General features: G+C 40.0%; 26 protein-coding genes. 21 read left to right on the top strand and 5 right to left on the bottom strand.

Features of this window, described 5'->3' with window-relative positions; all coding sequences use genetic code 11:
* The first annotated feature begins 112 nt into the window (after positions 1–112).
* Positions 113–1,693 (top strand): peptide chain release factor 3, encoded by a 1,581-nt coding sequence (locus ACWODM_RS01420; RefSeq protein ID WP_455319574.1) that lies wholly within the window; start codon positions 113–115, stop codon positions 1,691–1,693.
* Positions 1,694–1,851: 158 nt separating this feature from the next.
* Positions 1,852–2,457, top strand: a complete 606-nt coding sequence (locus ACWODM_RS01415; RefSeq protein ID WP_455319573.1) for a DUF3885 domain-containing protein — start codon at positions 1,852–1,854, stop codon at positions 2,455–2,457.
* A gap of 22 nt (positions 2,458–2,479) precedes the next feature.
* On the opposite strand, the gene ACWODM_RS01410 is transcribed toward ACWODM_RS01415, so the two are convergent.
* From ACWODM_RS01410 to ACWODM_RS01400, 3 genes are all read right to left on the bottom strand, one after another.
* The gene (locus tag ACWODM_RS01410; protein ID WP_455319572.1) at positions 2,480–2,716 is read right to left on the bottom strand and encodes a hypothetical protein; all 237 of its coding nucleotides are present in this window, start codon (positions 2,714–2,716) and stop codon (positions 2,480–2,482) included.
* 160 nt (positions 2,717–2,876) lie between these two features.
* Complete coding sequence (locus tag ACWODM_RS01405; RefSeq protein WP_455319571.1) at positions 2,877–3,182, bottom strand: DUF1827 family protein; 306 nt, start codon at positions 3,180–3,182, stop codon at positions 2,877–2,879.
* A gap of 136 nt (positions 3,183–3,318) precedes the next feature.
* Positions 3,319–5,541: an AAA family ATPase gene (locus ACWODM_RS01400; protein ID WP_455319570.1), complete on the bottom strand. Its 2,223-nt coding sequence runs from the start codon at positions 5,539–5,541 to the stop codon at positions 3,319–3,321.
* Between the two features lie 217 nt (positions 5,542–5,758).
* Between ACWODM_RS01400 and ACWODM_RS01395 the strand changes: the two genes are divergently transcribed.
* The 3 genes from ACWODM_RS01395 to ptsP all read left to right on the top strand — a co-directional run bounded on the left by ACWODM_RS01395 (position 5,759) and on the right by ptsP (position 8,113).
* Positions 5,759–5,947: a hypothetical protein gene (locus tag ACWODM_RS01395; RefSeq protein ID WP_455319569.1), complete on the top strand. Its 189-nt coding sequence runs from the start codon at positions 5,759–5,761 to the stop codon at positions 5,945–5,947.
* 172 nt (positions 5,948–6,119) lie between these two features.
* A complete protein-coding gene (locus ACWODM_RS01390) occupies positions 6,120–6,386 on the top strand; it encodes a phosphocarrier protein HPr (RefSeq protein ID WP_455319568.1) in 267 nt (88 codons plus the stop codon).
* The gene (gene ptsP / locus ACWODM_RS01385; protein ID WP_455319567.1) at positions 6,386–8,113 is read left to right on the top strand and encodes a phosphoenolpyruvate--protein phosphotransferase; all 1,728 of its coding nucleotides are present in this window, start codon (positions 6,386–6,388) and stop codon (positions 8,111–8,113) included. The genes ACWODM_RS01390 and ptsP overlap by 1 nt, the downstream gene beginning before the upstream one ends.
* A 27-nt stretch (positions 8,114–8,140) precedes the next feature.
* Here ptsP and ACWODM_RS01380 read toward each other — a convergent pair whose 3' ends face one another.
* Positions 8,141–8,731 (bottom strand): TetR/AcrR family transcriptional regulator, encoded by a 591-nt coding sequence (locus ACWODM_RS01380; RefSeq protein ID WP_455319566.1) that lies wholly within the window; start codon positions 8,729–8,731, stop codon positions 8,141–8,143.
* Between the two features lie 163 nt (positions 8,732–8,894).
* Between ACWODM_RS01380 and ACWODM_RS01375 the strand changes: the two genes are divergently transcribed.
* The 4 genes from ACWODM_RS01375 to ACWODM_RS01360 all read left to right on the top strand — a co-directional run bounded on the left by ACWODM_RS01375 (position 8,895) and on the right by ACWODM_RS01360 (position 12,729).
* Entirely contained in the window at positions 8,895–9,935 is a 1,041-nt protein-coding gene (locus ACWODM_RS01375; protein ID WP_455319565.1) for a linear amide C-N hydrolase, read from the top strand.
* Positions 9,936–10,233: 298 nt separating this feature from the next.
* A complete protein-coding gene (locus ACWODM_RS01370; protein ID WP_455319564.1) occupies positions 10,234–11,463 on the top strand; it encodes a glycosyltransferase family 4 protein in 1,230 nt (409 codons plus the stop codon).
* 72 nt (positions 11,464–11,535) lie between these two features.
* Positions 11,536–12,414 carry an NAD(P)-dependent oxidoreductase gene (locus ACWODM_RS01365; RefSeq protein ID WP_455319563.1) on the top strand — a complete coding sequence of 293 codons (879 nt, stop codon included), beginning with the start codon at positions 11,536–11,538 and terminating at the stop codon, positions 12,412–12,414.
* 84 nt (positions 12,415–12,498) lie between these two features.
* Complete coding sequence (locus ACWODM_RS01360; protein ID WP_455319562.1) at positions 12,499–12,729, top strand: YkuJ family protein; 231 nt, start codon at positions 12,499–12,501, stop codon at positions 12,727–12,729.
* Positions 12,730–12,761: 32 nt separating this feature from the next.
* Here the strand turns inward: ACWODM_RS01360 and ACWODM_RS01355 are convergent, their stop codons facing one another.
* Complete coding sequence (locus tag ACWODM_RS01355) at positions 12,762–13,682, bottom strand: GIY-YIG nuclease family protein (RefSeq protein WP_455319561.1); 921 nt, start codon at positions 13,680–13,682, stop codon at positions 12,762–12,764.
* Positions 13,683–13,960: 278 nt separating this feature from the next.
* Here ACWODM_RS01355 and fabT point away from each other — a divergent pair, with 278 nt between their 5' ends.
* The 12 genes from fabT to ACWODM_RS01295 all read left to right on the top strand — a co-directional run bounded on the left by fabT (position 13,961) and on the right by ACWODM_RS01295 (position 23,775).
* A complete protein-coding gene (fabT, locus tag ACWODM_RS01350) occupies positions 13,961–14,401 on the top strand; it encodes a fatty acid biosynthesis transcriptional regulator FabT (protein ID WP_455319560.1) in 441 nt (146 codons plus the stop codon).
* A gap of 10 nt (positions 14,402–14,411) precedes the next feature.
* Positions 14,412–15,380, top strand: a complete 969-nt coding sequence (locus tag ACWODM_RS01345; protein WP_455319559.1) for a beta-ketoacyl-ACP synthase III — start codon at positions 14,412–14,414, stop codon at positions 15,378–15,380.
* Positions 15,381–15,429: 49 nt separating this feature from the next.
* Positions 15,430–15,654, top strand: a complete 225-nt coding sequence (locus tag ACWODM_RS01340) for an acyl carrier protein (RefSeq protein WP_455319558.1) — start codon at positions 15,430–15,432, stop codon at positions 15,652–15,654.
* Positions 15,655–15,797: 143 nt separating this feature from the next.
* Positions 15,798–16,721 (top strand): ACP S-malonyltransferase, encoded by a 924-nt coding sequence (gene fabD, locus ACWODM_RS01335; RefSeq protein WP_455319557.1) that lies wholly within the window; start codon positions 15,798–15,800, stop codon positions 16,719–16,721.
* An 80-nt stretch (positions 16,722–16,801) separates the two neighbouring features.
* Positions 16,802–17,539, top strand: coding sequence for a 3-oxoacyl-[acyl-carrier-protein] reductase (gene fabG / locus ACWODM_RS01330; protein WP_455319556.1), 738 nt, complete (start codon positions 16,802–16,804; stop codon positions 17,537–17,539).
* 15 nt (positions 17,540–17,554) lie between these two features.
* Positions 17,555–18,790, top strand: a complete 1,236-nt coding sequence (gene fabF / locus ACWODM_RS01325) for a beta-ketoacyl-ACP synthase II (protein ID WP_455319555.1) — start codon at positions 17,555–17,557, stop codon at positions 18,788–18,790.
* A gap of 2 nt (positions 18,791–18,792) precedes the next feature.
* A complete protein-coding gene (gene accB / locus ACWODM_RS01320) occupies positions 18,793–19,269 on the top strand; it encodes an acetyl-CoA carboxylase biotin carboxyl carrier protein (RefSeq protein ID WP_455319554.1) in 477 nt (158 codons plus the stop codon).
* An 11-nt stretch (positions 19,270–19,280) separates the two neighbouring features.
* Positions 19,281–19,700 (top strand): 3-hydroxyacyl-ACP dehydratase FabZ, encoded by a 420-nt coding sequence (gene fabZ / locus ACWODM_RS01315; RefSeq protein WP_455319708.1) that lies wholly within the window; start codon positions 19,281–19,283, stop codon positions 19,698–19,700.
* 7 nt (positions 19,701–19,707) lie between these two features.
* The gene (locus tag ACWODM_RS01310; protein WP_455319553.1) at positions 19,708–21,072 is read left to right on the top strand and encodes an acetyl-CoA carboxylase biotin carboxylase subunit; all 1,365 of its coding nucleotides are present in this window, start codon (positions 19,708–19,710) and stop codon (positions 21,070–21,072) included.
* Between the two features lie 11 nt (positions 21,073–21,083).
* Positions 21,084–21,956 (top strand): acetyl-CoA carboxylase, carboxyltransferase subunit beta, encoded by an 873-nt coding sequence (gene accD, locus ACWODM_RS01305; RefSeq protein ID WP_455319552.1) that lies wholly within the window; start codon positions 21,084–21,086, stop codon positions 21,954–21,956.
* Positions 21,949–22,734, top strand: a complete 786-nt coding sequence (locus ACWODM_RS01300; protein ID WP_455319551.1) for an acetyl-CoA carboxylase carboxyl transferase subunit alpha — start codon at positions 21,949–21,951, stop codon at positions 22,732–22,734. The genes accD and ACWODM_RS01300 overlap by 8 nt, the downstream gene beginning before the upstream one ends.
* Before the next feature lie 192 nt (positions 22,735–22,926).
* Complete coding sequence (locus tag ACWODM_RS01295; protein ID WP_455319550.1) at positions 22,927–23,775, top strand: transporter substrate-binding domain-containing protein; 849 nt, start codon at positions 22,927–22,929, stop codon at positions 23,773–23,775.
* Position 23,776 lies beyond the last annotated feature (1 nt).

Below are 23,776 nucleotides of genomic sequence, written 5' to 3'. Positions count from 1 at the left end.
AGACTCTTTTTCAATAGGCTGATTCATGGTATACTGTAAAAGTTCGTGGACATGGTCAGCATGTTCAACTAGAGTTTGAAAGGAGTAACTATTTTTTAATAGTACAAATAAAATGACTAATCAAAATTTAAAACAACAAGTAGACAGTCGTCGTACGTTTGCGATTATTTCCCATCCGGATGCCGGAAAAACGACGATCACAGAACAGTTGCTGTTGTTTGGTGGAGCGATTCGCCAAGCAGGAACGGTAAAAGGGAAGAAAACAGGGAATTTTGCTAAATCAGACTGGATGGAGATCGAGAAACAGCGGGGAATCTCTGTAACGAGTTCCGTCATGCAGTTCGATTACGATGGCAAGCGGGTCAATATTTTGGATACTCCTGGACATGAGGATTTCTCGGAGGATACTTATCGTACCTTGATGGCCGTTGATAGTGCGGTGATGGTCATTGACAGCGCCAAAGGGATCGAAGCACAGACAAAGAAACTTTTCCAAGTCGTGAAACGTCGTGGAATTCCGATCTTTACTTTCATTAATAAGCTGGATCGTGATGGACGTGAGCCCCTTGATCTTCTAGAAGAGCTGGAAGAGCTGCTGGATATCGAATCGTATCCCATGAACTGGCCGATCGGTATGGGGAAAGGGATGGAAGGTCTTTACGACATCTACAACAATCGTGTTGAGTTGTATCGTCCAGAAAATTACGACGGTGAACGCCTAATTGAATTGGATGAAAATGGAGAAATTCCTGCGACTCACGCTTTGACTCAACAAAGCATTTATACGCAAGTTTTGGAGGAAGTCGAGCTGTTGAAGGAAGCTGGCGATGCCTTTGATACAGAGAAAATTGCTCGCGGAGAACAAACACCGGTCTTCTTTGGATCTGCCTTGACCAACTTTGGTGTACAGACCTTCCTCGAAACCTTTTTACAATTTGCACCAGCACCTTACGCGCATAAAACGATGGACGAAGAGACTGTTAGTCCTTATGAAGAAGAATTTTCAGGCTTTGTCTTTAAGATCCAAGCCAATATGAATCCTGCCCATCGTGACCGGATCGCCTTTGTTCGTATTTGCTCTGGAACATTTGAGCGAGGAATGGATGTTGTTTTGGGACGTACAAGCAAAAAAATGAAGTTGAGCAATGTGACGCAGTTTATGGCAGATTCTCGAGAAAATGTCCAAGAGGCGGTAGCTGGAGACATCATTGGTGTGTATGATACTGGGAATTATCAAATCGGTGACACTCTATATGAAGGAAAATTGAAAGTGGCTTATGAAGAATTACCTTCATTTACACCTGAACTGTTTATGAAAGTTACAGCTAAAAATGTCATGAAACAAAAATCTTTCCATAAGGGGATCTATCAGCTAGTACAAGAAGGTGCGATCCAATTGTACAAAACCTACTTGTCTGACGAATATATTATTGGTGCTGTTGGTCAGTTACAGTTTGAAGTATTCCAGCATCGGATGTTGAATGAATACAATTCAGAAGTTGTAATGACACCGATGGGGAATAAGATCGCCCGTTGGATCGAACCAGAAGATCTAGACGAAAAAATGAGTTCAAGCCGAAACATCCTAGCGAAGGATCGTTTTGATCAACCATTATTCTTGTTTGAAAATCAATTCGCTGAGCGTTGGTTCGTTGACAAATATCCAAATGTTAAATTGAAAACATTGATGTAACATGAATTTTCATGGATAAGCGAACAGGAGTTTCAAGAAAAAATAACGATGAATGACAGAAGAGAGCCTTTTTTCATATTAATGTGAAAAAAGGCTCTTTGAGATTCAAATAAATATAAGTGCGAGAAAAACAAGAAAAGGCAGAGCAGGAGGTAGACATGCTTCACGAATTTATGGAAACTTATTATCCTTCGGTCCACTTAGATCTGCGACTTTGGGAAAAATGGCCGTACAAAGAGCATCGCGACTTAGCCAAAGAAGAGTATCAGTTTCTTGAAAATGGGGAATATAACGAGGTTCGTTTTTCTCAGGCTTACGAGGAAATCATGGGTGTGCTACACGAACTTTTTGAAACAAATCAGCAACTGTTGCTGGTTGTCAATAAATACCTGTTGCCTGGAAAAACGAGCACAGACAAAGTATTGAAAGGGATCATCAAAGATCCGAAGAGAGCAATCTTTGAAGGAAATCGTTTTCTAGTGGTTTTAGAGGAAGAGGAATGGCTGATCGATCAGGTGGCTGTAACAACAAAAAGAAAGAATATCCAATGGCAGAAGCTCTTATTTTCGCTATTGAATCAAGACTTTCCGGATAGAAAACCGCGATTCAAAACAAAGTGTTCCTATGATTATCCAGATGTTTATTTCCTTGATCCAGTGAAGGGAAGCATTCTGCACATCTATGATGATCGTGGATACGAGTTGTTTTTCCCAAGTGAAGCCATTCAAAAAGCGTTTTTATCCATTAAAGAAGCTAGGAAGTGAGCCAAAAGTGATATGCTCCTCTCTAGCTTTTTTTCACGAACTTTAAAATCAGTGACAGAATATTCAAAATCAAAGCAACGATAACACCATAAAAAGACCATGTTAAGACAAAGATGTCAGCATCCAACCAACGGCTTAGATCGAAGTTCTCTGTTGCCACTGTTTTGATTGCGGGCATTGAGAGGCTAAATAGAGCAAGCGCAAAGAGCAGACTCAAGATCGAGAACACCTGTAAAATAAGAGGAATTTTTTTTGACATAGCAAATGAGCACCTTTCAGTATCTTATTTTTAGAACAAACATAACACACATTTTTAACCAAAATAACAAGAAAAAACAAACTTACTATTTTTTTTAGAAAATAAAAAAGCTAGGACAGCAATCAGCAATTGCGGTACTAACTTTCTAAATTTATAAAACTTAAAGCAATTGTTTTTTAGGGATCGAGATTTCAACCATATTGTCGTTCTCGATAATGGCAATACTCTGTTCTTCATAAAAATCAGGAGCGATTTTTTTTAAGAGACGCTGTTTGATCTCATCGATTTCCTGAGGACGGATGGAGCGATTATTGTTAACGATCAAAATCTCGTTATGGAGTGGTGCCTCGGTGTAAATGACAAGTGTATCACCAGCTGTGTAAACTTTAACTAAAAAAGCATCAGTGTTTTCAAGTTGTTGCAGAACTAATCCGGAGTGGCTATTAGTTACATTGACTAACTTCATAACACTCACCTCACATTCTATTGTATCTGATTCAATTATATTTTTTTTTTGTGCAAATGAAAAGCATTTTATCTTGTTTTTTTAGAAAGAGAAGCTAGACAAACGCTCAAGATTGTCTAGCTTTTCATTTGAGTATCTATTTTTTTTCTACAGTCGAAACAACTTGCTCTTTAGCGGAGATCATAATTTTACCATCTTCATCCAAACTTGCTTCAAGAGATTTTGTTTGTGGATGATCAAGATAAAATTCAGCAATGCCATCTTCGATTTGTTCTTGGATCGTTCGACGTAAGGGGCGAGCACCCATCGCAGGGTCGTAACCAAGCGTTACTAATTTTTCTTGTACCTCTTTTGTTACATCAATGTGGAGATTTTGGCTCGTTAATAAGCTATTGACTTCATCCAACATCAAAGAGACGATTGCCAACAAGTTTTCTTTCGTCAATGCCTTGAATTCGATGATACTGTCAAAGCGGTTGAGAAATTCTGGCGTGAAGTAGTTGTGTAGTTGGTTCAAGACTGAACGAGTGATTCCTTCTCGAGCAGCAGCAAAACCAACATTGGCTTCCACTTTTCCAGAACCAGCATTACTGGTCATGATGATCAAGGAATCTTTGAAGCTGACGGTTCGGCCTTGGGCATCAGTTAAGCGACCATCGTCTAATATTTGTAAGAACATATGAAGGACATCTGGATGTGCTTTCTCCACTTCGTCCAGTAAAATCAGGCTATAAGGATTTCGGCGAACTTTCTCAGTCAATTGTCCGGCTTCTTCGTAACCGACATAGCCTGGAGGAGAACCGATCAGTTTCGAAATACTGTGTTTTTCCATATATTCAGACATATCGAAACGAATCATCGCATCTTCAGACCCAAACATTTCGTAAGCAAGCTGTTTGGCTAACTCAGTTTTACCAACACCAGTTGGACCCACAAAGAGGAAAGAACCGATTGGACGATTTTTCTTGCCAAGTCCCACTCGATTGCGTCGAATAGATTTGGAAACTTTTTCAATAGCCTCATCTTGACCAATAACATTGGCTTTAAGATCATTGGCAAGGTTTTTGAGTTGAGTCTGTTCTTTTTCTTTTAGCTCACCTACTGGAATACCGGTTCGTTCTTCAACGATCTGTTCCATAGTCTTTTCACTGATGACCGGAGTTTCTTCATCGGTGATTTGGCGTTCTTTCATTTTTTGTAATTTGTTGATTTGATCTCGATAATAAGCAGCTTTTTCGAAGTCTTCTTCCTGAGAGGCCACTTGTTTTTGTTGCTGTGCATCAGCTAATTTTTTATCGATGACTTTTGGATCAACAAACTGGATCGTCAGATTTTCCTTAGAACCAGCTTCATCTAGAAGGTCGATCGCTTTATCTGGCAAGAAGCGATCTTGAACATAGCGATTGGAAAGAACAGCTGCCGCACGAATGGCCTCATCTGTATATTTCACATGATGATAATCCTCATAACGCGGTTGTAAGCCCTGTAAGATCGTGATTGTTTCCTCTACGGAAGGTTCATCGACCCGAACAGGCTGCATCCGACGTTCTAGTGCAGCATCCTTTTCAATGATTCGGTATTCAGACAGTGTTGTTGCACCGACCATTTGCAAGTCACCACGGGCTAACGCGGGCTTCAAAATATTCCCTGCATCGAGATTTCCTTCACCTGCGTTACCGGCACCAACAATTTCATGGACTTCATCAATGAAGAGAATAATATTTTCAGCTGTTTTGATTTCTTCGATCAATTTTTGGATTCTTTCTTCGAATTGTCCTCGAATCCCTGTACCCTGTACTAGAGAAGCAACATCAAGACGAATGACTTCTTTATCTAAAAGCTTTTGAGGAACATCGCCGTCGACGATTTTTTGAGCTAGACCTTCGACAACGGCTGTTTTACCAACACCCGGTTCTCCGATCAAGACCGGATTGTTTTTTGTCCGGCGATTGAGAATTTCGATGACTCGTTTGATTTCAGAATCTCTTCCGACTACCGGATCGATTTCACCTTCTCGAGCCTGTTGGGTGATATTGATACCGTACTCCCCAAGAATCCCAGATGGTTGATTGCCAACAGGTGGTTGTTGGCCACCGTTAAAGTTATTTCGATTCCCACCTGTTTGAGTTGGAGGGACTTGATTATCAGAAGAAGGTCCTTGCTGCATTTGTTGAGACATTTGTCTGAAAAAATCATCTAGGTTTCCAAAACCAAAAGGATCTTGCTGCATGTTGTTTGTTTGCTGTCCTTTGATTTTCTGATAACAGCTTTGGCAATAATCTATTTGTCTTCTTTCACCACCGACATTTGCATATAAATGGATGGATGCTTCATTTTTTCCACAGTTTTGACAAAGCATTGTCTCACTACCTTTCATAAATTGTTTTGTATTATAAGATTAAAAGGAAAAGGGTTCAGTAAAACACTGACCAACTTTGACCTTTAACTTTATTATACAATTATTTTTAAGTTGTGCAAGTATTTGAACTTCTTGGAGAGAAAAAGATGTCTTGCAGTTTAATAGAAAATCTTTATACTTTTTTGTAGAGCATCGTCTAGAGAGGGAGGAGAATCATTTGGAAAATCAATATACAGATTTTCTGGAAAAGCTGAAACTTGGTGAAATCCAGGAAATTGTTGTGGAACGTGATGATTTTTTTGTGTTTAGAGAAGCTTGGCTGGCACGATCGGATCGTACAGAGTTTGTTGGTGAAGCAGGATTGAATGGTAAAATCATTTACCGATACCTTGAGAAAAAGAAGTAATTTGCTACTTTCACAAGTATTTGTTCGAATTCTTTTGGAAAACGGTTGTCTAAATAACAAAAAAATGGTAATCTTAACAATTGAAAGGGTTGTTATCTTTTGTTGTTACTAGATAAATTTAGCAGAAGAAAGCCCTCACAAAAAATAGATTTCATAAAAGGAGATTGATAATATGGAAAAGAAAGATTTTCACGTAGTTGCTGAGACAGGGATCCACGCACGTCCAGCTACATTATTAGTTCAAACAGCAAGCAAATTTAACTCTGATATCAACTTGGAGTACAAAGGTAAATCAGTAAACCTTAAATCAATCATGGGCGTTATGTCTCTAGGCGTTGGTCAAGGTTCTGACGTTACTATCTCTGCTGAGGGAGCTGACGAAAAAGACGCTATGGCGGCTATCGTTGAAACAATGAAAAAGGAAGGATTGTCTGAATAATGGTTCAAATGCTAAAAGGGATTGCGGCAAGCGATGGCGTAGCAGTTGCAAAGGCATACCTATTAGTTCAACCTGACTTGACTTTCAAAAAAGTTACAGTTGAAGACACATCTGCTGAAGAAGCTCGTCTGGATGAAGCATTAGCTAAATCATCTGAGGAATTAAAACAAATTCGCGACAAAGCTGCTCAAGCTTTAGGCGAAGAAGAAGCACAAGTATTTGATGCTCATTTAATGGTTCTTAGCGATCCAGAAATGATTGGTCAAATCAAACAACATCTTTCAGATAATAAAGTAAATGCTGAGGCAGGATTAAAAGAAGTGACAGACATGTATATTGGCATGTTTGAAGCAATGGAAGACAACGCATACATGCAAGAACGTGCAGCGGATATCCGTGACGTTTCCAAACGTGTGTTGGCTCATCTATTGCAAGTGACTTTACCAAATCCGTCAATGATCGATGAAGAAGTAGTTGTAGTAGCTCATGACTTGACACCGAGTGATACAGCGCAATTAGACCGTAATTTCGTTAAAGCATTCGTTACAGACATCGGTGGCCGTACTTCGCATTCAGCGATCATGGCACGTTCTCTAGAGATTCCAGCTATCGTTGGAACAAAAGATATCACTGCAAAAGTAAAAGCAGGTGATATTCTAGCTGTCAATGGTATTGAAGGGGATGTGATCATCAATCCTACAGAAGACCAAGCAGCACAATTCAACAAAGCTGGTGAAGCTTTCGCTGCATTAAAAGCAGAGTGGGAAAAACTAAAGAATGCCCAAACTGTTACAGCCGACGGCAAACACTTTGAATTAGCAGCTAACATTGGTACGCCAAAAGATTTAACTGGTGTACACAACAATGGTGCTGAAGCGATTGGACTTTACCGTACAGAATTCTTGTACATGGATGCACCTGATTTTCCATCTGAAGAAGACCAGTATGAAGCTTATAAAGCTGTACTGGAAGGAATGGATGGCAAACCAGTTGTTGTACGTACAATGGATATCGGTGGGGATAAAGAACTTCCATACTTGAAATTACCACATGAAATGAATCCATTCTTGGGTTACCGTGCCTTACGTATTAGCTTGTCAGAGCTAGGTGACGACATGTTCCGTACGCAATTACGTGCATTGTTGCGTGCCTCTGTTCATGGACAACTGCGTATCATGTTCCCAATGGTTGCAACGCTGAAAGAATTCCGCGCTGCGAAAAAACTTTACGATGAAGAACGTCAAAAATTGATCGACGAAGGCGTAGCAGTGGCTGAGGATATCCAAGTGGGTATCATGATCGAGATCCCTGCAGCAGCCGTTTTAGCTGATCGTTTTGCAAAAGAAGTTGACTTCTTCAGTATTGGTACCAATGATTTGATCCAATACACAATGGCAGCAGACCGTATGAACGAACAAGTTTCTTACTTGTACCAACCATATAATCCGTCAATTCTGCGTTTGATCAAAAACGTAGTTGATGCAGCTCACGCTGAAGGAAAATGGGCAGGTATGTGTGGAGAAATGGCCGGCGATCAAACAGCTGTTCCATTATTGATGGGAATTGGTTTAGATGAGTTCTCAATGAGTGCGACTTCTGTACTGAAAACCCGTAGTTTAATGAAACGTTTGGATACAACTAAGATGAAAGAACTTGCAGATCGTGCATTGAATGAATGTGATACGATGGAAGAAGTTGTTGAATTGGTTGAAGAATATCTAAGCTAATCAAATGAACATGAAAGAGGATGCTCCTTAGGGACATCCTCTTTTTTTATATGCTGCTAAATTTTCAGTAAGTGTCACATCAACTGTGGATAGTAGGGCGGTCGTTTTTTCTTTCGGGTAGGAAAAATCTGTTTCTGTCCACTGGCGAATCATCGCAAAGCAACCTTGTAAATGGTATTGGGCTAAATAATTCAATTCTTCAGATACATGTGCAGTATTTAAAGCAATACACCAACTTTTTAAGTAAGCATTTTTAAAAAGTAAGGTCAACTGATCAAAAAAGCTGTTTGCTACGTGCTGGCTAAAAAGCATTTTACAAATATACTTGTGTTCATCAATATAATCAAACAAGATTTGATAATAGACGTTAAAATCCAAAGAAAAATTAGTTTCGATCAATTCAGTTAACTCCGAAAGAACCATATTTTCTATTTCCTCATATAAATCGTAAATATCTGCATAGTGCGCATAAAAAGTGGAACGATGAACATCGGCTTGATTCGTTAATTCTTTGATGGTGATAGTATGCAATCCTTTTTCACTAACTAATGTTGCAAGACTATCTTGTAACCCTTTTTTTGTTTTTCTCACCCGACGGTCATTTTGAGTAGTGGGCATAAATTTTTCTCCTTAATCCGACAATGTATATCTGAAGTGTCGGTTAACCGACATTCCATCGTTATATTGAACATTGTAGGTGATGATAGAGCCATATTACAATAGAGACAAGTTGAACGCAAGGAAGACTAGTTGTCTCAATAACTATGGAAAGAGGAACAATATGAAAAAAATGATGAAACGTGTCGGTTTGATTGTTGCTGCAATTATTATCTTAGTAGTAGGAGTTTTGTTTACTAGACTAAAAACGATCAGCAGTATTGAAAAAGTCGAAGGTGACTTTTATCAGGTGGATTATTCAGCCGATTATAAATTAGATGAAGTGTTAGAACAAGGAGTACGTGATGTGAGTGAATTGGAATCGCTTTTATCTAAAAAACTTTTCTTTGGTTATCCAATCAAAACGAATGAAAATTTGTTCGGTTGTAGTGCCTTTGCTGTGGAGACAGCGGAGGGACAGCAGCTTGTTGGGCGTAATTTTGATTATGCTAAAGCAAGATCTTTACTGATTTATACTGCTCCTAAAAATGGCTATCGTGCCTATTCAATGGTGAATTTGGCGCATTTAGGTGTATCAGAAGAAGAGGGAACGATGCCAGAAACACTCATGGGGAAATTTTCCATACTAGCTGCACCGTATGGGAGCGTAGATGGTGTCAACGAAAAAGGATTAAGTGTTTCTGTATTGGAATTGCAGACAGAACCAACCAATCAAGAGACGGGAAAAACCAATATTATCACCACCGTTGCTGTACGGATGTTACTTGATAAAGCAGCGAGTACTGAAGAAGCAATTAATCTATTAGCAAAATATGATATGCATTCTTCTGCAGGAATGCCCTATCACTTTTTTATTAGCGACGCTTCTGGTGAAACAGTCATTGTCGACTGGGCTGATCAACAAATGAATGTCGTAGATACTAAAATGGCAACAAATTTTCAACTATCTCAAGGAAAAGACTATCAAGTAGGCATTGGTCATGACCGTTACGAGATTCTTCAAGAAACACTTCAGGAAAAAAATGGTGTCATTTCAGAAGAAGAAGCAATGGATTTACTAGAAGATGTGAAAATCGAATGGAACGGTACTTGGGCAACGGAATGGTCGGTTGTGTATAATCTTGATGATTTTTCTGTGGCTGTCAGCAATGATATGAATTACGAGCAGGTGCATCACTTTTCAAAAGATGTAGATAAAAAATAGTTGGTATAAATCGAATAAAACGAAATTTGCTGGTTGTTCATTTCTAAAAAGGGTTTTTGATGTCCGAAAACTCAACGAACAGTTTTGTCACTTGCTTCCTAACAAAGGCTGATAGAATGGGATTTTGTTGAAAGAAAAAAGAATAGACAAAAAACTAAGACTATAGTTGGAGTCTTCTAAGTGTCGTCTATGATATACTGAGCGTAAATAGAATAGGAGGGATTTTTATTTCTATTCTTAAATACAGCGACAGTAAAATGGGGATGCTGTGAACCAAGTGTAGTTTGGAGGGAATATTGTGAAGATTGGATTCTTTACAGATACTTACTTTCCTCAAGTAAGTGGTGTGGCAACATCAATTAAAACGTTGAAGGATGAACTTGAGAAAAAGGGGCATGAGGTATTTATTTTTACTACAACAGATCCAAAGGCAGCGGACTTTGAAGAAGGAGTCATACGTATGCCAAGCGTGCCCTTTGTTTCTTTTAAAGATCGCCGCATTGTAGTTAGAGGAATGTGGTATGCGTATCTTATCGCCAAAGAATTGGAATTGGATCTTATCCATACGCATACTGAGTTTGGTGCAGGTATGCTTGGAAAAATGGTTGGGAAAAAAATGCATATACCTGTGATTCATACCTACCACACGATGTATGAAGATTATTTGCATTATATTGCCAAAGGAAAGGTATTGAAACCAGCTCATGTAAAATACTTTTCAAGATTTTTTGCTAATCATTCGACAGGAGTCGTTTGTCCAAGTGAACGTGTGATTGAAAAATTGAAGAGCTATGGAGTCGATGTTCCTATGAAGATCATTCCAACAGGGATCGAGATCGAGCGCTTTAGTCGTCCAGATATTACGACAGAGATGAAGTGCGAGCTGCGTCGTTCACTGGAGATCGAAGAAAATCAACTAATGATTCTATCTTTAAGCCGTTTGTCTTACGAAAAAAATATTCAAGCAATTATTCAAGGCTTACCGAAGATTATTGATCACTATCCAAATGCTCGATTCGTTATCGTGGGCAAAGGTCCCTATAAAGAACAGTTGGAAGAAATGGTCGAAGAGTTGAGTTTGAAGGAATCTGTTCAATTTGTTGGAGAAGTAGCCAATGACGAAGTCGCACTGTATTATCAGAGTGCAGACTATTTCGTGAGTGCTTCCACTTCAGAGACGCAGGGATTGACTTATACAGAAACAATGGCAGCAGGAACGCAAATGATCGTTGAGGGAAATGATTATCTTAACCATTTGATCAGCCATCCGTCTTTAGGAACTACCTTTGAAACGGACAAAGATTTCGCAGACGCATTTATTCATTATGTAGAATCAAAAATAGCCGTAGATGAAGAGGTTCTGTCAAATAAAATGTACGAGATCTCAGCTGAATGCTTCGGCGAAACGATGCTGAATTTCTATTACGAAATGTTAGACTATCACAATAAATTTTCTGGATTAAAAGAAGATGCTCCAGTTGATAAAATCAAAACGAGACTACGTTCTCTAAAAGGAACATTAGATTAAAATGATATTCAAGTTCACGTTTTTAGCGTATACTAAAAACGTGAACGTTATTTATTTTAAGGGGGAAATCAAATGAAGATTGGATTTATTGGAACAGGAGTCATGGGTCATGCAGTTGTAGGGCATTTGATGAGTGCTGGACATGAATTATTTGTTTTCAATCGAACGAAAAGTAAAACAGACGATCTTGTAGCACAAGGTGCGACCTGGAAGGACACACCAAAAGAAATTGCTGCAGCAAGTGAATTGATCTTTACGATGGTTGGTTATCCTCAAGACGTAGAGGAGACTTATTACGGAGCAGAAAAAGGAATCTTTGCAGCAGATATTGAAGGAAAGATCGTTGTTGATCTTACAACAAGCACACCAACCTTGGCTGAAAAAATTTATCAGACAGCAAAGGAAAAAGGCGCTACGAGTTTAGATGCACCAGTGTCTGGAGGAGATCTGGGAGCGAAAAATGGTACACTAACGATTATGGTAGGTGGGGATGAGTCAGCCTATCAAGAAGTACTGCCAGTGTTTCAGCAGTTTGGTAAAACATACATGTTGCATGGTGGGGCAGGAAAAGGACAGCATGCTAAAATGGCAAATCAGATTATGATTGCCGGCACGATGACGGGTATGACAGAAATGCTAGTTTATGCCAATAAAGCACAGCTGGATCTTGAAAAAGTATTGGAAACACTGGGAGGTGGCAGTGCGTCGAACTGGTCAATGATCAATTACAGTCCTCGAATTTTAGCGGAAAATTTTTCTCCAGGTTTCTTTGTCAAACATTTTGTTAAAGATTTGAAAATTGCTTTGGATGAAGCGGAAAAAATGAATCTTGAATTACCAAGTACAAAATTAGCCAAAGATTTGTATGAAAAACTGGAAAATAACGGCTATGAAAATGATGGTACACAAGCGTTGATTAAACTTTGGTGGCAAGATGGGAAAAAATCTTAAAATTTAAAAAAATTTTGCAAAATCGATGCATGAGAACCAGTCATTTGATACAATGTAACAGAAATGAAAAAAGGAGGACTACGAATGAAAAGTTCACAACTAGTCGCTATCATCAAACGTCTTGAAGCCATGATTGAAGCGCAAGACAACGAGGTACAAGTTCGACGATTTGAAAAAGAAGGCGTTGAAAAATGTACGGTAACCTATGATAATTCAACAGAAACCTTTGAATTAACAGAAGCTGAAACGAAGCAGCCCTATCAATTTGACAACGTTGATATCGTTGCAATGGAAATTTACGATTTGATTCAATAATAAAAAGACGTCTGAAAAGAAACGAGCCTCGGCTATTCCTTTTCAGATGTCTTTTTGATATACGCGATCAAAATCAATAACGGATCGAGCCTTTCAGAAGTGAGAGGAGTTCTTCGTGCTGAAAACTCGATGGGTGTAAAGGTGTCTGTTTTGTTTAGAACGGCTGTATGAACGATCTGTCCATAGGCAAGCTGGTAGTATTTTAATCTATCAGGAGCTTCAGACAAAGGAAGTGAAAAAATCTTTTTCTTTTTTTCAATAAAATGCTGAATGTCTTGAACCTGTTTAAAAAAGTGCTGCAATTGTAGATCGTGTTGGCTGACTACTTGAGCCTGCTCAAATTGCGTCTCTGACAACAACTGATCCAGCCACTGTTGCATTCTCAATTGATAGGTGGCCTCTTTTCCAGAGAAGAAAGCTGCTATTTCTTGGATACGAATCTCCAGTGAAATTTCTGACATGAGCGAAAATTGATTTTCCAGCTTTAGTCGACTAATGTAGTTGATCCAAGGCATTTGATACAATTCGCTTAGAATCTCGCAGATGACTGGCAATTTTTTATAAAGGCGAAACGGGCCAAAGCTTTTGTCAGAAGGCTCTGAAGAAATAGAAAAACCTTGTTTGGAGACTGTGACATAATTATATTTTGAAAACTGATTCATCTGACGATTGTACATTGGATGGTGTTGCTGGATTAACTGACATTCCAGTAAAAGTGCATCCAATTCGGTATCGACCTCGATAATCTCAAGGTCATGAATATTAAAAATCATCCGCAGCACTTTATTGGAGTGTGAGGAATTTTTTTGGAAATAGGAACGGACGCGTTGTCGCAGCTGCTTCGCTTTTCCTACATAGATAATTTGATCATGCTGGTCCTTCATTAAATAGATACCAGGAGTAGTGGGTAAATTTCTAACTTTTTCTTTGAGTTTGTTCATTTCTTTTGCCATGTTGAGAACACCACGTTTCTAAGAGCTGTTGGTTTGACGATAGCAAAAATTTGTTCGATAAACAAGATAAAAGAGGTAGGGGGAGACATTTCCTGATGATTTATGGTAAAATAGTTTGAAACTCAAACTATTTTGAAAATCATGAAAAAGCTCTGGAATTTATGAAAATTCTGTGTAAATTTAAAAAAATCCAAAAATAAGCTTGCATTTTTTAAAAATTTAAATTATAGTTTGATTGTCAAATGATTTGATAATCAAACTATTCGGATGGTGGAACAATGAAACCAAATTTTGAAAGAATCAATAGCTTATTAGTGGATGTCTTTAATGACATTTTAGTTATCGAAGAATCAGAACTAAAGAAATCACAATTCAATGATCTTTCGATTACTGAAATGCATACGATCGAAGCGATTGGTATGTACAAAAAAAAGACAACTTCTGAAGTTGCTAAAGAACTTTCGATTACCGTGGGAACACTCACCATTGCTATCAACCGATTAGTAAAAAAAGGTTATGTAGAACGTATTCGAAGTGAAGACGACCGCCGAGTAGTTAAATTAGGTTTGACAAAAAAAGGAAAATTATTGTACCGTGTCCATCAGCATTTTCACAGTCAAATGATTGAAGAAATTTTGTTGAACATGGAGAACGATGAGCAGACAGCACTATTGAAAGCTTTGGATAATCTGCATCTTTTCCTACAAGAATATAAGTGAGCGTAGATGTATGACAAATTTTGGACAAGTTACTGCAACAGCAAGCTATGTTCCTGAGAAAATCGTGACCAATGATCAGCTTTCTGAAATCATGGATACGAGCGATGAATGGATTTATTCTCGCACAGGGATTAAAGCTAGACACATTGCAACAAATGAGAATACTTCAGATCTTTGCATCAATGTTGCGGAACAACTTCTGGCAAAAAAGAATCTATCACCGGAAGAACTGGATTTTATTCTTGTTGCAACCATGTCTCCGGATTATAATTCCCCTTCTGTTGCTTGTATGGTACAGGGAGCAATCGGTGCAACGAAGGCCTTTGCTTTTGATATTAGTGCCGCATGTGCAGGTTTTGTATACGCACTGTCAATGGGAGAAAAGTTGATCCGTACGGGTTCTCAAAAGGGACTGATCATCGGTGGAGAAGTACTTTCAAAAGTCTTGGACTGGGAAGATCGGACAACGGCTGTCTTATTCGGTGACGGAGCAGGCGGTGTATTGCTGGAAGCAACGGATCAGCAGCATGTGTTGAAGGAGAGTCTACAGGCAGATGGAACCAGAGGCATGTCTCTAACGTCGGGTTATCGAGGAAGTAAAAATCCATATGGTAGATCAGGTGTTGAACAGACGTCTTGTTTGACAATGACTGGCCGAGATATTTTTGATTTCGCTACACGAGATGTGGCCAAGTCAATTGACGAATTAATAAAAGAAGACAAAGAGACGATTGACTACTTTCTGCTGCATCAAGCAAATTCGAGGATCTTAGATAAGATCGCTCGGAAAGTCAAAGTTCCGAGAGAAAAATTTTTACAAAATATGGATAAGTACGGGAATACTTCCGGTGCAACGATCCCGATTCTTTTAGATGAAGCAATTGCAGAAGGAACGCTGACATTGGGCAGCAAACAAAAATTGGTACTTTCAGGTTTTGGCGGTGGACTGACATGGGGAACCATGATCATCGCGTTATAAACCTGTAGTTATATAAATTAAGAAAATTTAACATTGGAGGAATATACACATGGTATTCGAAAAAATTCAAGAAATCGTAGCAGAAGAACTAGGTAAAGAAACAGAAGAGATCAAGTTGACAACAAACATCCAAGAAGATCTTGAAGCAGACAGCTTGGATCTATTCCAAATCATCAACGAGATCGAAGACGAATTCGACGTGAAAATCGAAGTTGAAGACGGCATCAAAACAGTTGAAGATTTAGTGAAATACGTAGAACAACAACAAGCTTAATTTTTAAGGCTGGGCCAAAAGCCTAGCCTTTCCTTTTAGTGTCAAAAAGTTGATTAGATGTGCATCGAATACTTATCCTCAATCAACCAAAAGAAGCAATCAGAAGTTATAGAATAAAACATAGAATGAACGAGGAGAAAACCATGAAGACAGCTTTTTTATTTAGTGGTCAAGGTGCCCAATACGCAGGTATGGGAAAAGAACTCTTTGAACAAGAAGAAATCGTTCGTGAGACATTTGCTGAAGCAAGTGAGGTTCTAGGCTATGATATGGCAGAACTTTGTTTCACAGAGAACGAACAATTGAATCAGACAGAATACACTCAACCAGCGATCTTGACAGTTAGCGTTGCTTTTTGGCGTTTATTGAAAGCAAAAGGCTTTCAAGCAGAGGCTGTTGCCGGATTGAGTTTGGGAGAGTACACAGCTTTAGTTGCTAGTGGTGCTTTGGATTTCCAAACAGCTGTGGCTTTGGTTGCCAAACGTGGCTCTTACATGACAAATGCTGCACCTAAGGGAACGGGGAAAATGGTTGCAGTCATGAACGCACCAATCGACGTGATCGAATCTGCGTGTGAAGAAGCAAGTGCGCTAGGCATCGTATCACCGGCCAATTACAATACGCCTCAACAAATCGTGATCGGTGGGGAAGTAGCCGCTGTAGATCAGGCAATGGAGCTTTTGAAGGAAAATGGCGTCAAACGAATGATTCCGTTGAACGTAAGTGGCCCCTTCCATACGGCTTTGTTGAAACCAGCTGCAGACCAGTTGAAAACAGCTTTGGAAGAAATTACTTTTGACGAGATGCAGATTTCTGTCATCAGTAATACGACTGCAAAAGTAATGGCACAAGATGAGATCAAAACGTTATTGGAACGACAAGTGATGTCGCCGGTACGTTTTTATGAAAGTGTAGATACGCTAAAAGAATTAGGGATCGAACGTGTCATCGAAATTGGTCCAGGAAAAGTTCTTTCAGGCTTCATCAAAAAAATCGATAAGACATTGGTCATGTCTCGTGTAGAAGACTCGAAAACATTGAGTGAAACAGAGGCTTTATTATCCTAGGAAATCAGTTCTGCTGTAAATCAAGGGATTGGAACGATGGACGTGGTAAAAAGGAAATACCTTAATACTAGGAGGAAAAAATGGAATTAAAAGATAAAACGGTTTTTGTTACAGGAAGTACCCGAGGAATTGGGTTAGAGATCGCTAAAGCCTTTGCGAAGGAAGGTGCAAATATTGTCTTGAATGGTCGTCGAGAAATTTCAGAGGAGTTGATTGCTTCTATTGAAGCTTTTGACGTGAAATGTATCGGTATTTCAGGCGATATCTCAGATTTTAAGAGTGCTGGTGCAATGATCAAAGAAGCTGAAGAGAAGCTAGGTGCGGTCAGCGTACTGGTAAATAATGCTGGGATCACCAATGACAAGCTGTTGCTACGAATGACTGAAGAAGACTTTGAACAGGTTCTGAAGATCAATTTGACAGGGACCTTCAATATGACACAACAAGTCATGAAAAAGATGCTGAAACAGCGTGAAGGAGTGATCATCAATCTTTCAAGTGTTTCTGGATTGATGGGAAATGCTGGTCAGGCAAACTATGCAGCAAGCAAAGCTGGAGTCGTAGGTTTCACAAAATCTGTTGCCAGAGAAGTGGCTCCTCGCGGTATCACCTGCAATGCGATTGCTCCAGGGTTCATCCAAACAGACATGACAGATGTCTTATCAGAAAAATTGAAAGACCAAGTGACCCAAAAAATTCCATTGCAACGCTTTGGCAAGGTAGAGGATGTCGCAAAAACAGCTATTTTCTTAGCAAAAAGCCCATATATCACTGGACAAGTTATCAATGTCGACGGTGGTATGGTCATGCACGGTTAAGAGAGGAGAAGAATTATGAATCGAGTAGTAGTTACAGGATACGGTGTTGTTTCTCCAATAGGAAATGACGCGGACACATTTTTAACAAGCTTAAAAGAAGGAACAAACGGGATCGGACCGATCACAAAATTTGATTCTGAAGCAACAGGGATCTCTGTCGCTGGAGAAGTCAAAGAGTTTCCTTTAGAAAAATATTTTGTCAAAAAAGATACGAAACGTATGGATCAATTTTCAATTTTTGGGATCCATGCAGCATTAGATGCACTTGAAATGGCGAAACTGGATACAGCTGCGATCGATGCCGATCGTTTTGGTGTGATGGTAGGTTCTGGAATCGGTGGGTTGCCAACGATTCAGGATCAAGTGACGCGTATGAATGCCAAAGGCGCTAAACGCGTTTCACCAATGTTCGTGCCAATGTCGATCGTCAACATGGTTGCTGGGAATATCGCTTTGCGCGTAGGTGCGAGAGGTATTTGTACGACGACTGTAACGGCTTGTGCTTCTGGTACTCACTCTGTGGGTGAAGCCTTCCGCAATATCAAGCATGGTTACGCAGATGTGATGCTGGCTGGTGGTTCAGAAGCGACAATTTGTGAAATCGGGATTGCCGGTTTTGCTTCTTTGACTGCACTGACAACTGAATCTGATCCTGACAAGGCGTCAACGCCATTCGACAAGAACCGTAGTGGTTTCGTCATGGGAGAAGGTGCCGGTGTGCTATTGCTAGAATCCTTAGATCATGCTTTAGCTCGTGGTGCAAACATTCTAGGTGAAGTCGTTGGTTATGGTGCAAACTGTGATGCCTACCATATGACTGCACCAAATCCAGATGGTTCTGGTGCTGGTAAAGCGATGAAATTGGCTATGAATGAAGCGGGAATCGAACCGACAGAAGTGGGTTACATCAACGCACATGGTACAAGTACACCTGCCAACGATGTTTCAGAAGCAACAGCGATCCAATATGGTTTAGGTGACAGCTATAAAGACACTTATGTAAGTAGTACAAAATCTATGACTGGACACTTGTTGGGAGCTGCCGGAGGAGTCGAAGCTGTAGCTACGTTACTAGCCTTGCAGCATCAATTCATTCCACCAAATATCAACGTGACCGAAAAAGATCCAGAGATTGATTTGAATGTTGTGATCAACGAAAGCAAATCAGCAGATCTAACGTATGCGATGAGTAATTCTTTAGGCTTCGGTGGCCATAATGCCGTTATTTTGATGAAACGTTGGGAGGCTTAAGCATGCAATTAAGCGAGTTAAAAGATTTACTTTCCATTTTTAACCAGTCGACACTGACTGAATTCAATCTAAAGGATGGGACATTTGAGCTGTATTTGAATAAGAATACTACTTCACGTCCGGTCGCTTCAGCACCTGCTGCGGGCGTAGCACCAGTCGTACAACAAACTGTAACAGAGTCCGCTCCGCAAGCAGCACCCATAGTTGCTCAAGAAGTCGCTCCGGTACCTGTTGTAGAGGGAACGGAAATTGTTTCACCTTTAGTCGGTGTTACCTACCTAAAACCAAGTCCAGATAAACCCAATTTTAAAGAAGTTGGAGATCGTGTGGAAAAAGGTGAGGTCGTTTGTATCGTTGAAGCCATGAAAGTAATGAATGAGATCACGAGTGATCTCTCAGGTGAAATCGTCGAAGTTTTAGTAGAAAATGAACAAGTGGTTGAATTCAATCAACCGTTGTTCCTTGTGAAAGAAGGTTAATTATGACTGTAATGAATATTCAACAAATCAAAGAAATCATTCCACACCGTTACCCGATGCTATTGATCGACCGAGTGGAGGAATTAGTAGATGGTAAACGTGTCGTTGCCAAAAAAAATGTAACGATCAATGAACCATTTTTCCAAGGACATTTTCCTCATGAACCTGTGATGCCCGGCGTATTGATCGTCGAAGCAATGGCTCAAGCTGGAGCAGTGGCTTTGTTGTCACTGGAACAATTCCGTGGAAAGACAGCGTATTTTGGCGGTATCGACAAAGCAAAATTCCGTAAAAAAGTGACACCTGGTGATACACTGATCTTAGAGGTGGAAATTATCAAAGTGAAAGCAAATGCTGGAATTGGTAAAGGAATTGCAAAAGTGGATGGCAAGAAAGTTGCCGAAGCTGAATTAACCTTCATGATTGGATAGGTGACTTATGTTTTCAAAGATTTTAATTGCAAACCGCGGAGAAATTGCTGTACGGATCATCCGTGCCTGTCGTGAACTAGGTGTTCGTACAGTAGCCGTATACTCCGAAGCAGATAAAAATGCATTACACACTGAGCTAGCAGATGAAGCAGTTTGTATCGGTCCTGCCAAAGCGACAGATTCTTATTTGAATGTACAGCAGATTCTTAGTGCTGCGATCGTAACAAAAGCTGAGGCGATTCATCCAGGATTCGGTTTCCTTTCAGAAAATAGCCGTTTTGCATCAATGTGTGAAGAATGTAATATCGTCTTTATCGGTCCGAAAAGTCAAACGATCGATGATATGGGAAACAAGATCAATGCACGCAAATTGATGATCGAGGCCGATGTCCCTGTCATTCCAGGGAGTGATGGCTCGATCGCAGATGTTGAAGATGCCCTGCGGATCGCTGATGAGATTGGTTATCCAGTCATGTTGAAAGCTGCCGCTGGTGGCGGAGGTAAGGGTATCCGCAAGGTTCTTGCCAAAGAGGAGCTTCCGCAGCATTTTTCTTCGGCGCAGCAGGAAGCAAAAGCTGCATTTGGCAATGACGACATGTATATTGAAAAAATCGTTTATCCTGCCCGTCACATCGAAGTTCAGATCTTAGGAGATACTTTTGGTGATGTGATCCATTTAGGTGAACGCGACTGTTCTCTACAACGCAATAACCAAAAAGTATTAGAAGAGTCACCGTCTGTGGTGATCTCTGAAGAGAAGCGAGCGGAGATTGGGATGGCTGCAGTCCGTGCTGCCAAGGCAGTTCATTATGAAAATGCAGGTACGATTGAATTTTTAATGGACGAGTCTGGATCCTTTTACTTTATGGAAATGAATACACGTATTCAAGTAGAACATCCAATCACTGAAATGGTCACAGGGATCGATCTGGTCAAGAAACAATTAGAAATTGCCAGTGGCGAGCCTTTGGGAATCAAACAGGAAGACATTGTTTTGACTGGGCATGCAATCGAATGTCGGATCAATGCAGAAAATCCTGCCTTCAACTTTGCACCATCTCCTGGTACGATCAATAACTTATTGCTACCAAGTGGGGGAATGGGTCTGCGCGTTGACAGTGCGATGTATTCGGGCTATACGATTCCACCGTACTATGATTCAATGATTGCCAAAGTCATCGTACATGGAAACAATCGTTTTGAAGCTCTGATGAAGATGCAGCGTGCCTTAAGTGAATTAGTAACAGATGGTGTCGTAACCAATGCCGAGTTCCAGCTGGACTTGATCAGCCACCCAAATGTGGTTGCTGGTGATTACAGTACAGCCTTTTTACAAGAGGACTTTTTACCAAATTGGACGCCTGAAGTTTAGGAGGGAAAAACATGGCATTATTCAAAAAGAAAAAGGATTATATTCGTATCAATCCAAATCGTGATACAACGCCAACGAATGAACCTTCTGTCCCAGACAATATGTGGGCAAAATGTCCAAGCTGTAAACATACACTTTATACAAAAGAGATCGGGGCAGAAAAAGTCTGCCCTAATTGTGGCTATAATTTTCGTGTCACAGCTTGGGAACGGATTGCATTGACGATTGATGAAAAAAGTTTTGAAGAATGGGATACAGACATCGAGACAGAAGATCCGTTGAATTTCCCGAATTACAAAGAAAAGATCCAGCAAATGCGTGAAAAAACCAAGCTTCATGAAGCAGTTTTGACAGGTGAGGCGAGAATTTCTGGTGAAAAAATTGCTTTAGGGATCATGGATCCTCATTTTATTATGGGAAGCATGGGAACTGTGGTCGGAGAGAAGATCACTCGTCTGTTTGAAAAGGCAATAGAAAAAAAATTGCCAGTCGTGCTGTTTACAGCTTCTGGCGGAGCCCGTATGCAGGAAGGTATTTTTTCACTGATGCAAATGGCGAAAATCTCAGCAGCGGTCAAACGACACAGCAATCAAGGGCTGTTTTATTTGACGATCCTAACAGATCCGACAACCGGTGGCGTTACTGCCAGCTTTGCGATGGAAGGCGATATTATTTTAGCGGAACCGGAAGCAGTGATCGGTTTTGCCGGTCGTCGCGTGATCGAGCAAACGATCAAGCAAGAACTTCCAGAAGATTTCCAAAAGGCAGAATTCCTGCTTGAGCATGGCTTTGTCGATCAAATTGTCCCAAGAACTGAATTGCGAGAACGAATTTATCAACTCGTCCATATACATACAAGGAAAGGATGGCTTAAACATGAGTAGACCTGCACATGAAATTGTTCAATTAGCGCGAGCAAAAGAGCGTTTAACAGCTTTGGACTACTTTGAGCGCATCTTTGAAGGTTATCAAGAATTTCATGGTGACCGTTTGTTTGCAGATGACGAAGCTGTCGTTGGTGGGGTGGCTTTATTAGACGATAAACCAGTTACAGTTATCGGGATTCAAAAGGGGCGTAATCTGACAGAGAATCTAAGAAGAAACTTTGGCTCTCCTCATCCAGAAGGCTATCGTAAAGCATTGCGTTTAATGAAGCAAGCAGAAAAATTCAATCGACCTGTGATCACCTTTATCAATACTGCAGGAGCTTTTTGTGGGATTGGTGCAGAGGAACGGGGCGAAGGCGAAGCAATCGCACGAAATCTGTTTGAAATGTCCGATTTGAAGGTACCGATCATTGCGATCGTCATCGGAGAAGGCGGAAGTGGTGGCGCATTGGCGCTGGCACTAGGAGATGAAGTATGGATGTTAGAGCATTCAATCTATGCAGTCTTGTCTCCAGAAGGCTTTGCTTCGATTCTTTGGAAGGATGGTAGTCGAGCGAATGAGGCAGCAGAATTGATGAAAATCACTGCCCGTGAACTCAAAGAACTAGGTATTATTGAACGTGTGATCCCGGAGACTTTCCGTGGAGAAAAAATTACAGATGAAGCGATCATCAAACGTTTGCGAGCGGATTTGATCCATAAGTTAAAAGAATTGTCTGTAAAAGAAATTCCAGAATTATTAGAAACGCGTTATCAGCGTTTTAGAAAATATTAGTCAGAAATCATTAGGAGAATCAGGATTCTCTTAATGATTTTTTCTTTCATTTGAATAGGATGAATAAAAAATCATCAAAATGTAGTAAAAGTGAATATTTGTTGTTTATTTTTTATTTTGTATGTGTTAATATGCATATATGTTAAAAAAATAGAATTTATTTGTATAAATATTTAGAAGGAGTTATTATTTATGAAAAAAATTGTTGGATTGACTACATTGGTTGTTGGATTATTAGCTTTTACAGCGTGTGGAGGAGGAAATACAGCAAGCTCTGATTCTGGATCAGCACCTGCCAGTGAAGCAGGAAATCAGCTAGAGGAAATTCAAGAAGCAGGAGTGATCAAAGTAGCAACTTCTGCTGACTTTGCACCGTTTGAATTCCACGCAATGATCGATGGTAAAGACACGATCGTTGGTGCCGATATTGACATGATGAATGCCATTGGTGAAGAGCTGGGTGTAGAGGTAGAGTTCGTTGACATGGAATTCAATGCGATTCTGGCAGCATTGGATCAAGGTCAGGTAGATATTGCTGTGTCAGGGATCTCAGCCACAGAAGAAAGAAAACAGTCTTTTGACTTCACTCAAAATTATTTCCTTCCTGAACAAAAAGTTGTTGTGCATATCGACAATCTAGAGGCATATCAAGAAATTGCAGACTTGGAAGGCAAAAAAGTCGGTGCTCAGAAGGGATCGATCCAAGAAATGATCGTTGCTGATCAACTACCGGATTCGCAAATCGTTTCTATTCCAAAGGTTCCTAATTTGGTTGTTGAATTGAAACAAGGTTCGATCGATGCGCTTGTTTTAGAAAGTGCTGTAGCTGACTCTTATGTAGGTCAAAATGATGATGTTGCGATTGCTGAGGTTCTTTTAGAAACATCTGAAGATGAAGCTTATGCGATTGCTTTGCCTAAAGGTAGCGTCGAGTTGGAAGAAGCGCTAAATAATGCCTTACAACAATTGATCGACAGTGGTCAAATTGAAGAATTTGTTCAGGAAAATACTGATTTAGCAAATGAAAATGCCTCTAACTAGG

The organism is Enterococcus olivae (assembly GCF_053760925.1).
Note: the sequence above shows the minus strand (reverse complement) of the source record. Positions and strands in the feature narration are given on the sequence as shown.